The organism is Polaromonas sp. (genome assembly GCF_013817205.1).
Lineage (GTDB): Bacteria > Pseudomonadota > Gammaproteobacteria > Burkholderiales > Burkholderiaceae_C > Polaromonas.
Map to the genome: position 1 here is coordinate 1 of NZ_JACDDD010000108.1, position 10,367 is coordinate 10,367.

At 63.8% G+C, this 10,367-nt stretch carries 11 protein-coding genes and 1 tRNA gene; 5 read left to right on the forward strand and 7 right to left on the reverse strand.

Annotated features, from left to right (window positions below; all coding sequences use genetic code 11):
• From H0W47_RS17345 to H0W47_RS17360, 4 genes are all read right to left on the reverse strand, one after another.
• On the reverse strand, positions 1-522 hold a 522-nt coding region (locus H0W47_RS17345; RefSeq protein WP_296926663.1), incomplete at its 3' end, for a hypothetical protein.
• A 114-nt stretch (positions 523-636) separates the two neighbouring features.
• Positions 637-1,929, reverse strand: coding sequence for a phenylacetate--CoA ligase PaaK (paaK, locus tag H0W47_RS17350; RefSeq protein WP_296926665.1), 1,293 nt, complete (start codon positions 1,927-1,929; stop codon positions 637-639).
• Positions 1,926-2,372, reverse strand: coding sequence for a hydroxyphenylacetyl-CoA thioesterase PaaI (gene paaI / locus H0W47_RS17355; protein ID WP_296926666.1), 447 nt, complete (start codon positions 2,370-2,372; stop codon positions 1,926-1,928). The genes paaK and paaI overlap by 4 nt, the downstream gene beginning before the upstream one ends.
• Positions 2,372-3,199, reverse strand: a complete 828-nt coding sequence (locus H0W47_RS17360; RefSeq protein WP_296926668.1) for an enoyl-CoA hydratase-related protein — start codon at positions 3,197-3,199, stop codon at positions 2,372-2,374. The genes paaI and H0W47_RS17360 overlap by 1 nt, the downstream gene beginning before the upstream one ends.
• Positions 3,200-3,313: 114 nt before the next feature.
• Between H0W47_RS17360 and H0W47_RS17365 the strand changes: the two genes are divergently transcribed.
• From H0W47_RS17365 to miaB, 4 genes are all read left to right on the forward strand, one after another.
• The gene (locus H0W47_RS17365) at positions 3,314-4,090 is read left to right on the forward strand and encodes an enoyl-CoA hydratase (RefSeq protein WP_296926670.1); all 777 of its coding nucleotides are present in this window, start codon (positions 3,314-3,316) and stop codon (positions 4,088-4,090) included.
• A 174-nt stretch (positions 4,091-4,264) separates the two neighbouring features.
• Positions 4,265-4,341, forward strand: a tRNA-Met gene (locus tag H0W47_RS17370).
• A 68-nt stretch (positions 4,342-4,409) separates the two neighbouring features.
• The gene (locus H0W47_RS17375) at positions 4,410-4,895 is read left to right on the forward strand and encodes a hypothetical protein (protein WP_296926672.1); all 486 of its coding nucleotides are present in this window, start codon (positions 4,410-4,412) and stop codon (positions 4,893-4,895) included.
• 78 nt (positions 4,896-4,973) lie between these two features.
• Complete coding sequence (miaB, locus tag H0W47_RS17380) at positions 4,974-6,320, forward strand: tRNA (N6-isopentenyl adenosine(37)-C2)-methylthiotransferase MiaB (RefSeq protein WP_296926674.1); 1,347 nt, start codon at positions 4,974-4,976, stop codon at positions 6,318-6,320.
• Between the two features lie 102 nt (positions 6,321-6,422).
• Here the strand turns inward: miaB and H0W47_RS17385 are convergent, their stop codons facing one another.
• Positions 6,423-7,466, reverse strand: coding sequence for a CDP-6-deoxy-delta-3,4-glucoseen reductase (locus H0W47_RS17385; protein ID WP_296926676.1), 1,044 nt, complete (start codon positions 7,464-7,466; stop codon positions 6,423-6,425).
• Positions 7,467-7,530: 64 nt separating this feature from the next.
• Between H0W47_RS17385 and H0W47_RS17390 the strand changes: the two genes are divergently transcribed.
• Positions 7,531-8,469 (forward strand): SDR family oxidoreductase, encoded by a 939-nt coding sequence (locus H0W47_RS17390; RefSeq protein ID WP_296926677.1) that lies wholly within the window; start codon positions 7,531-7,533, stop codon positions 8,467-8,469.
• A gap of 67 nt (positions 8,470-8,536) precedes the next feature.
• Here H0W47_RS17390 and H0W47_RS17395 read toward each other — a convergent pair whose 3' ends face one another.
• On the reverse strand, positions 8,537-9,580 hold the full coding sequence (locus tag H0W47_RS17395) for a S1C family serine protease (RefSeq protein ID WP_296926679.1): 1,044 nt from the start codon (positions 9,578-9,580) through the stop codon (positions 8,537-8,539).
• 199 nt (positions 9,581-9,779) lie between these two features.
• A partial coding sequence (locus H0W47_RS17400) for an MFS transporter (RefSeq protein WP_367265427.1) occupies positions 9,780-10,367 on the reverse strand: 588 nt, incomplete at its 5' end.

Below are 10,367 nucleotides of genomic sequence, written 5' to 3' on the forward strand. Positions count from 1 at the left end.
CATTTGTGGGGTGTGCGACTCGATCTCGGCAATAAAACGCTCGGCGGCGGCTGCGCCCTTGACGTCACGGACCAGTTCCCTGGCCCGCTTGACTGCGGCGACGAAGTCAGCGAGGTTGCCGGCAGCCTCAATCTTGATGCACAACACTTCCGAAGTGGGACCCAGCAACTCGACCAGCAGCCTGGTCGCGCAACGTTGGGCTTCCGGCAGGGAGACCACTACCAGGGGCGTGGGCGCTGTGACAGCGGCCTGTGACTCCGGCCAGTTGGCGGCCGGTCCCGTTGCGGGCGCCGCCGCCACCGCCGCAGCCATACCTGGGACGGGCTCTATCAAGCCGTCCTGCGCCAGCTGCTGCAGCAGCGCCTCGCACTCGACCGTCAGTGCCGCCAAGTCGGAAAAACTGCGCTTGCCGTCGATCATGATCAGCAAGGAGCGCAGCCTCGGGCCCAGCCCCGATTGGCGGTTGGCAATCGCCTCCATGCCTTGTGGCGTCTTGTGATAAATCGCTAGCTTGTCCAGCATGGCCCTCTCCAAAAATCGTTGTCAGATCAGTTTAAGACTGAAACAAGCCTGTCAAGGCGGGGCTTACCCGCAATGGCGGGTCAAGCCTTCAGCCGCGGCGCGCACGCAACACTTTCAGGCGCGGCGATCGAGCACCCGTTTGGCCTTGCCCAGGCTGCGCTCCACCCCGCCTTCTGCACGCAACTCGACCTCGGCCGTGGTGCCGACATAGACCTTGATCTCATGCTGGAGCAGGCTTGCTGCAGCCCTCGCTTCAGCGCTGTCAGGCACCAGACCGGGACGGGTTTCGACCGCTACGCGCAGGCAGTCCATGACACCCTCGCGGGTGAGGATGCACTGGTAGTGCGGCGCGAGCTCGCTGCGCTTCAGGATCAGCTCTTCGATCTGCGTTGGGAAGACGTTGACGCCGCGCACAATCATCATGTCGTCGCTGCGACCGGTGATTTTTTCCATGCGGCGCATGCTGCGCGCCGTGCCCGGCAGCAGCCGCGTCAGATCGCGCGTGCGGTAACGGATGATGGGCAGCGCTTCCTTGGTCAGGCTGGTGAAGACCAGCTCGCCGATCTCGCCATCGGCGACCAGCTCGCCGGTGTCAGGGTTGATGATCTCGGGGTAAAAATGGTCTTCCCAGACGGTCGGCCCGTCTTTGGTCTCCACACATTCGCTGGCCACTCCGGGGCCTATGACCTCACTCAGGCCGTAGATGTCCACGGCATCGATCCTCATGCGTTTTTCGAGGGCATGGCGCATGTCGTTGGTCCAGGGTTCGGCGCCAAAGATGCCGGTGCGCAGGCTGGTGTCGGCGGCGCTCATGCCCTGTTTTTCAAACTCGTCGGCAATTGCCAGCATGTAGCTGGGTGTCACCATGATGATGTCGGGCTTGAAATCGGTGATCAGCTGGACCTGGCGTTCGGTCTGGCCGCCGCCAAAGGGCACCACCGTCAGGCCCAGTTTTTCGGCACCGTAATGCGCCCCCAGGCCGCCGGTGAACAGGCCGTAGCCGTAGCTGATGTGCACCAGATCGCCGGGCCGCGCGCCCGCCGCGCGTATGCTGCGCGCCACGCAGCCGGCCCACATGTCCACGTCGTTCTTCGTGTAGGCCACCACCGTCGGTTTGCCGGTGGTGCCGCTGGACGCATGCAGGCGCACACACTGCGCGCGCGGTACGGCAAGCATGCCAAAGGGGTAGCTGTCGCGCAGGTCGGCCTTGGTCGTGAAGGGAAATTTCGCCAGGTCGGCGAGTGACCGGCAGTCATCGGGATGCACGCCGACGGCGTCGAACTTGACCCTGTACACCGGCGAGTTGTTGTAAGCGTGCAGCAGCGTGGAACGCAGGCGCTTGAGTTGCAGCGCGCGCAACTCGTCACGGCCAGCTTTTTCGATGGGTTCAAGGGCAAAACTTGTCATGGGGTCTCCGTATCAGCGCCCGCAAGCACGGTGCCGGGGAGCTGCGCGCTTTTGCCGCGGAACATGGCCACCACTTCGCCACGCTGGTTGCTGACTTTCATGTCGTAGATACCGTGCCGGCCCTGCAGCAGCTGCTCCACCCCTTCGCAGGTCAGCACATCGCCGGGTTGGCCAGGTTTGAGGAATTCGATGCTGCAGCCGGCCGCCACGGTGACGCGGTTGCGGCTGTTGCAGGCAAAGGCGAAGGTCGAGTCCGCCAGCGTGAAGATGAAGCCGCCGTGACAGATCTTGTGGCCATTGAGGTGCCGTTCAGTGACGGTCATGCGCATGAGCGCGCGGCCGGGCTCGCAACTGAGCAGTTCCATGCCCATGGTGTCTCTGGACGCCGTGTCCGCGGCAAACATGGCTTCGCCGACGCGCTGCGCCAGTGTATGTTCGTCCATCATTCGCCTTTGAATTGGGCCGGGCGCTTCTCGCGGAACGCAGTCACGCCCTCGATGAAGTCGTGCGTCTTGCCAAGCGCGGACTGGGTGTCGCGCTCGAGGTCGAGCTGGGCGTCGAGGTCGTTGCTCGCGGCCGCGCGCAGCAGCTCGCGGGTGGCGACCAGGCCCTGCGTCGGCAGCACGGCCAGCTGCTGCGCGACCTCCAGGGCGCGCTCGACGCAGTCCACGCCTTGCGGGACCACGTCCCAGATCATTCCCCATTCCTTGGCGTCGCCGGCACTCACCTTGTTGCCGAGCATGGCGCAACCCATCGCCCGGGCCAAGCCCAGCTTCTTGACCAAAAACCAGCTGCCCCCGGCGTCAGGAATGAGCCCCAGCCTCACGAAGGCCTGGATGAAGGTTGCGCCGGGCGCGGCGATCGCGAGGTCGCAGGCCATCGCCACCGAGGCGCCGGCGCCAGCTGCGACGCCGTTCACCGCCGCGATGGTCGGCACCCGCAACGCTTGCAGCTTGCGTATGGTCGGGTTGAACAGCTTTTCAATCACCGGGCCCGGGTCGGCGCGTCGCACCAGGTCGAGCCCCGGCGTCATGTCGAACTGCGACAGGTCCGCGCCGGCGCAAAAGCCTCGCCCTGCGCCCGTGAGCACCAGAGCGCGGATCTTCTTGTCGGCTTGGATGCGGTCCAGCGCCGACCAGAGCGCATGGTGCATCGCCGGGCTGAAGCTGTTGAGGGCTTCGGGTCGGTTGAGCGTGAGCAGCGCAACCGCGCCGTGTTCGGCATACAAAACCGTGGATTCGCCTGCAGTATCGCTGGATGCTTGTGTCATGAATATTTGTCTCCTGAATCGAATTTATCATTAACCGACCGATGGGTCGGTTAATGTTTTCCCTTGGCTGGCCCTATCCTCAGCATGGCATGATTCAGCCACAAAGGACCCGCCATGACTTATGAATTGATTCTGACCCGCACCGAAGGCCGCGTTGCCATCATCACACTGAACCGACCCAAGCAGCTCAATGCGCTCAACGACCAGCTGATGGATGAGCTGGGCGCTGCGCTCAAGGGCTTCGATGCCGAAGACAACATCGGCTGCATCATCCTGACCGGCAGCGAAAAAGCCTTTGCGGCCGGCGCCGACATAGGCGCAATGGCGAGCTACAGCTTTGCTGACGCCTACAAGGGCGACTACATCACCCGCAACTGGGAGCAACTGCGCAGCATCCGCAAGCCGGTGATTGCGGCTGTCAGCGGCTTCGCCCTGGGCGGCGGCTGCGAGCTGGCGATGATGTGCGACTTCATCATTGCCGCCGACAACGCGAAGTTCGGCCAGCCCGAAATCAAGCTGGGCATCATTCCCGGGTCGGGTGGCACACAGCGCCTGCCACGCGCGGTCGGCAAGGCCAAGGCCATGGACCTGGTGCTGACGGGCCGGATGATGGATGCGGTAGAAGCTGAACGCAGCGGACTGGCCAGCCGCGTCGTGCCCTTGGACAAGTTGATGGACGAAGCCTTGGGCGCCGCGCTGCAGATTTGCGATTACGGGCAGATCGCCGTGATGGCCGCCAAGGAGGCCGTCAACCGCGCCTACGAAGGCACGCTGGCCGACGGCATCATGTTCGAGCGACGCCTGTTCCATGCACTGTTTGCCACTGATGACCAGAAGGAAGGCATGAACGCCTTCGTCAACAAACGCAAGCCGGCGTTTACGCATCAGTGAGCCCCACGGTCGCTCACTGCGTGTAGCTCCCTGCCCCCCGAGGGGGCCGCTGCGCCTGCGGACTGGCAAAGCCAGATCCGCAGCCCCTGCTTGAGTTAGGACCCCGCAGTCGTTGACCCCGCGCAACCAGCCTCTCCCGAGACCGTTCAGGTTTGGCTATAATCTGAGCCGCGCGGTGATATAGCTCAGTTGGTTAGAGCGCAGCATTCATAATGCTGATGTCGGTGGTTCAAGTCCACCTATCACCACCAGATTTCCCGCAGCCCCAGAGGTGATTTCTTCTGGGGCTTTGTTACTTCACAGCCTCTGGATAGACACCATGAAACGCTGCCTGAAACACCTCGCCCTCGCCCTCGCCCTGCCGGCCGTATTCGCGGTCGCCTTGACGACGTTGGCCCCGCCTTCCGCTGCGCAAACCGCAGAAAGCGACGGCAGCCTCAGCGTGCGGCAGTTCCCGAAAGCCGCGCTGCGTGGCGTGCTGGTCGTCAAGGCGCCGCCCGAAGTCATCCTCAACGGCAAGCCGGACCGGCTTGCACCCGGCGCGCGCATCCGCAACCTGAACAACACTTTTATGGTGCCCGGGGCCTTGATCGACGAGAAATTGCTGGTCAATTACACCCGCGACAACATGGGCCAGATCTACGAGGTCTGGATGCTCAGCGCCGAGGAGGCGAAGGAAAAACGTGCCGGCATGCCGGCCCGCTTCAGTTTCGGCTTCGGCTTCGGCTTCGGTTTCGGCTCCAGCGCGCCGCCGCAGGACGACGGCAAAACACCCTACGACCAGTTGCCGCGCTACAACCAATAGATCGCCGGCTTTTCAAGCCAAATCCGGCCTCAGCCCTTATATGATGGGCGTATGCAGCTAGCAATTCGATAGCAAATCATGAGCAAAAAAGTCTTTATCAAAACCTTCGGGTGCCAGATGAACGAGTACGACTCGGACAAGATGTCCGACGTGCTGCATGCAGCCGATGGTTACGAGCCCACCAGCAACGTCGATGAGGCGGACCTGATCCTGTTCAACACCTGCTCGGTGCGTGAAAAGGCCCAGGAGAAGGTGTTCAGCGACCTGGGGCGCGTCAAGCACCTGAAGAAAAAAGGTGTGCTGATCGGCGTCGGTGGCTGTGTCGCCAGCCAGGAGGGCGAGGCCATCATCGCCCGCGCGCCGTATGTCGACGTGGTGTTCGGGCCGCAAACGCTGCACCGCCTGCCCGAGCTGCTGAACCGCCGCGCGCGCCTGGGCCAGTCGCAGGTCGACATCAGCTTTCCCGAAATTGAAAAATTCGACCACCTGCCGCCGGCGCGCGTCGAGGGAGCCAGCGCCTTTGTCTCCATCATGGAAGGCTGCTCCAAATACTGCAGTTATTGCGTGGTGCCCTACACACGCGGCGAAGAAGTCTCGCGCCCCTTCGAGGACGTGCTGGTCGAGGTCGCCGGGCTGGCGGACCAAGGCGTGCGCGAGGTCACCCTGCTCGGGCAGAACGTCAACGCCTACCGGGGCCCGATGGGCGGCACCGCCGACATTGCCGACTTCGCCACCCTGCTTGAATACGTCTCCGACATCCCCGGCATCGAACGCATCCGTTATGTCACCAGCCACCCGAACGAGTTCACGCAGCGACTGATCGACGCCTACGGCAAGCTGCCCAAGCTGGTGAACCATCTGCACCTGCCGGTGCAACATGGCTCGGACCGCATCCTGATGGCCATGAAACGCGGCTACACGGCGATGGAATACAAATCAACCGTGCGCAAGCTGCGCGCCATACGCCCCGACTTGGCCATGAGCAGCGACTTCATCATCGGCTTCCCGGGCGAGACCGATGACGACTTCAACAAAATGATGAAGCTGATTGATGACGTGGGTTACGACACCTCGTTTTCCTTCATTTTCAGCCCGCGCCCCGGCACACCGGCAGCCAACCTGCCGGATGACACGCCCCACGCGATCAAACTCGCGCGCCTGCAGCGCCTGCAGGCCGCCATTGACGACAGCGTGCGCGCCATCAGCGCCAGCCGGCAGGGCACAGTGCAGCGCATCCTGGTCGAGGGCGCCTCGCGCAAGGATGCCTCCGAGCTGATGGGACGCACCGAATGCAACCGGGTCGTCAATTTCACCGGCTCGCCGCGCCTGATCGGTCAGATGATTGACGTCACCATCACGCAGGCTTCACAGCGCTCACTGCGTGGCGAGGTTCTGCTGCGCGAGGAAGCCGCCTTGCCGGCTTGAGACAGACTCCTGGCCGTCGGGATCTGGCTGACGCGGCGGCTCAGGCGTCTGGGAAAAACCGCCATCGGCCGAAAAGGGGAGGAGGGCGGGGGACCCTGAAGCTCAGGCCAGCGCTTTGGCCTTGTCCGCCTCGGTCGTGAACGAATCCGCAAAAAACTCTTCTTCCGGCAGCTTGCCGGCTGCGGTGTATTCGACTCGGGCTGAATCGACCACGATGGGCGCGCCGCAGGCATACACCTGGTGGCCCGAGAGGTCCGGAAAGTCTTGCAGCACGGCTTTATGCACGAAGCCGGTCCGCCCTGTCCAGTCGTCCTCGGGCAGGGCGTCGGAGATCACCGGCACATAGCTCAGGTTGGGCATCTCGGCGACCTTGGCCATGACCCAGTCATGCATGTAGAGGTCGGCCGGCCTGCGGCCGCCCCAGTACAACACGGCAGGGCGTGTGCTGCCCTTGAATTGCAGGTGTTCGATCAGCGCCTTGATGGGCGCAAAGCCGGTGCCCGAGGCCAGCAGCACCATGGGCTTGTCGCTGTCCTCGCGCAGGAAGAAGCTGCCGTAAGGGCCTTCGACGCGCAGGATTTCCTTTTCCTTCATGGCGGTGAACACATGGTCAGTGAACTTGCCGCCGGGCATGTGGCGGATGTGCAGCTCCACGCCCGGGTTCTCAAGTTGCGTATGTGGCGCATTGCCCATGGAATAACTGCGGCGGTCGCCGTCGCGCAGCAAAAACTCCACATACTGGCCGGCGTGGTACTTGAACACGTCGCTGGCCGGCAACTGCAGGCGGATGATCATCACGTCGTGCGAGGCGCGCGCCATGGTGTTCACGCGGGTCGGCATCTTCTTGATCGGGTAAGCGCTTTCGTCGGTGACTTGACGTGACTCCAGCACCACATCGGTTTGCGGCACGCCGCAGCAGGTCAGGATGAACCCTGCCGCTTCTTCCTCGTGGCTTAGCGCTTTGAGCTGGTGCGGGCCATGCACCACCGTGCCTTCGATTTTCTTGCACTTGCAGGAGCCGCAGGCGCCGTCCTTGCAGCCGTAAGGCATGCCCACGCCCTGGCGAATGGCCGCTGCCAGCATCGCTTCGTCGGGGTGGGTGGTGAAGGCGCGGCCACTGGGCAGCACGGTAACGTTAAAAGTCATACTGGTTATCCTCTGACGTTGTCCTGTTTTTTATACTGTGCTGTTTCGCAGCAGACTCCCAATTTTGCCTTCAAACCAAAGTCCCCTTGGCGCCCTGCCTTCGCGCTTTCGCCGCCAGCGCATCCTGATCATTGGCTGCGGCGATGTCGGCCTGCGTGTGGTGCGCCAGTTGCCGCCGCGTGTGCGCGTGCTCGCACTGACTTCGTCCCCGGAAAAAGTGCCGGCCTTTCGCCGCCATGACATCACCCCCCTGGCCGGCGACCTGGACCAGCCCGCGACACTGCGCCGCCTGGCCGGCCTCGCCACAAGGGTGATCCACCTCGCGCCACCGCTGGGTGATAACCTGCCCGACTGGCGGCGTGACCCGCGTACGCAGGCGCTGCTGCGAGCGCTGCGCCTGCGCGGCCTGCCCCAGTCCATGATGTACGGCTCGACCAGCGGGGTCTATGGCAACTGCGACGGCGAACTGGCCACTGAAGTGCGCGCGGTGAACCCGCACACGCCACGCGCGCAGCGCCGGGTTGATGCCGAGCAGCAACTGCGCTTTTTCGGCCGTTCCAGCGGCGTGGTGGTGCACACGCTGCGTATTCCGGGAATTTACGCCCCTGACCGCGAGGGCGGCACGCCGCGCAGCCGCCTGCTCAAGGGAACGCCGGTGCTGCAGCAGGTCGACGACGTGTATACCAACCACATTCACGCTGACGACCTGGCGCGCGCCTGTCTGGCAGCGCTGTGGCGCGGCAAGCCGCAACGCATCACCAATGCCAGCGACGACACCGAACTGAAGATGGGCGACTACTTCGACCTGGCCGCCGACCTCTACGGCCTGCCAAGGCCCCCGCGCGTGGCGCGCAACAGTGCGCAGGATGAGTTGCCGCTGATGCTGCTGAGTTTCATGCGTGAATCAAGGCGGCTGGACAACACCCGGCTCAAGCAGGAGCTGCGGCTGAGGCTGCACTACCCAACGGTGCGGCAAGGTCTGGTGGCTCCGGCTGCCCCCTGATTTGCTATCAAAACAGGAGCTGCTTTCTCCCGTCAGTCAAGGGCTGGGGGACGATTTGATGTGAAATTCAGATGCCGGAAGGCTTCTTGAGTGTGAGCATCCGGTCCTGCGCCCTGAGCACCACCGTTTTGACCTCGGCGCCCTGCAGCACGGTCAGACGGATCTCGGCATCCGGGCTAGCGCGGTCCCAGAGCTTTTTGTAAAAGGCTTCCAGCGTGGCCACCGTGGCGCCGTCCACCGCCAGCACCACATCGCCGGCTTCCAGCCCCGCCAGTTGCGCCGGGCTGTCCTTGCTGACGCGCATGATCTGCACCCGGCCCCCCTGGTCATTGGAGGTCAGGCCCAGCCAGGGCCGTCGGCTTTTTACGCTGGTGCCCGACTGCTGCAACTCGGCCAGGATGGGCCGCAGCAAATCCACCGGCACAAACATGTTGCCCGGCAGGCGCACATTCGCATCGGCCGCGTTCGAGACAAACAGCGAGCCAATGCCCAGCAGTTCCCCCCGGCTGTTGAACAGCGGGGCACCGCTGTGGTTCCCGCCGCTGGCCAGCACCGGCGGGCTGGTGAACAGCGCCGTGTCGATGTGGTACTCCCAGTTGCCCGAAAAAGCACGTTTGCTGACCAGCCGGGTCATGCTGACATCGCCGTCCTCGTTGCCCTGCGGGCCGGTCATGACCATCAGCGTTTCGCCCGGCTGCAGCTCGCGGCTGCTGCCCAGTGTCGCGGCGGGCACTCCGCGCAGCGGCAGCAGCGGCCGCAACAAGCCGAAACCGGTGGCCAGGTCGTAAGCCACGGCGCGCGCCGGCAGCGTTTTGTTGTCCTGGGTAATGATCTCGATCTGCTCGGCTTCCAGCATCAGGTAGCCGATGGTCAGGATCAGCCCGTCGGGGGCGATGACCACGCCCGAGCCCGCGCGGCGCTGGCCCAGGGTTTCGGCTGAGCGCGCCCCGTCTGCCGCCGTGACCTTGATGCCGACAACTGCGGCATTGGCCCGCGCCAGTGCGTCCATCATCATCTGCGCTCCCGGCGGTTGCACCGTGGCCCCATGGGCCCCGTTCAGCTGCAGGCAGGCACCCAACAGGGCGATCAACCAGCGATGAAGTGAGCGCATGACAGCCTCCTGACGCGGCAGATGGCCGCGATCAAAGAATGCGCCTATTTCAAGACCCTTGCAAGCGCCCGGGGAACAAAAAAGTCGCTCCCCGCAGCCGCCCAACCCGCCGGAATCAGCCGGTCAGGCGCTGGTGCAGGGGGGTGGTGGCGGAAAAATCCATGCCGTGAGTATCCGGTCTTTCCGGGGCCTCGTGCTTTCAATTCTTGCGGGAACCCAGCGTGATACGCGCGATCACAAAGGTCACGATGGCGCAAGCTGCAATGCCCGCGACCATGGGCCGTGCCGTGCCGTCGGTGAACGGGCCGACCAGCGCCATCATGGCCGCACCGGTGACGAACTGCAGCGTACCCATCAGCGCCGATGCGGTGCCGGCGATGTCGCCATGGTCATCCAGCGCCAGCACTGCGGTGGTGGGAATCACCAGGCCGAGAAAGCCGTTGCCGACCAGCAGCAACGCAATCATCAGCCGCAACTGGTCCAGGCCCAGCAGGTTGCAGGCGAGCAGCAGCACCATCATCGCCACATAACCGGTCACCGCGACTTTCACCACCGGCACCATGCCGAATCGGCTGGCCAACTGGGCGGTGAACTGCGAGACACCGATGAAGGAAGCGGCATTCACCGCGAAGGCGATGCTGTACTGGCGCGGGCTCAGGCCATAGTGGTCGATCAGCACAAAGGACGAATTGGCGAGGTAGACAAAAAAGCCGGAGATGCCGAAAGCGCCCGTGAACACCAGACCCATGAAGCGGCGGTCGCGCAGCAGCACGCCGTAGGACTTCAG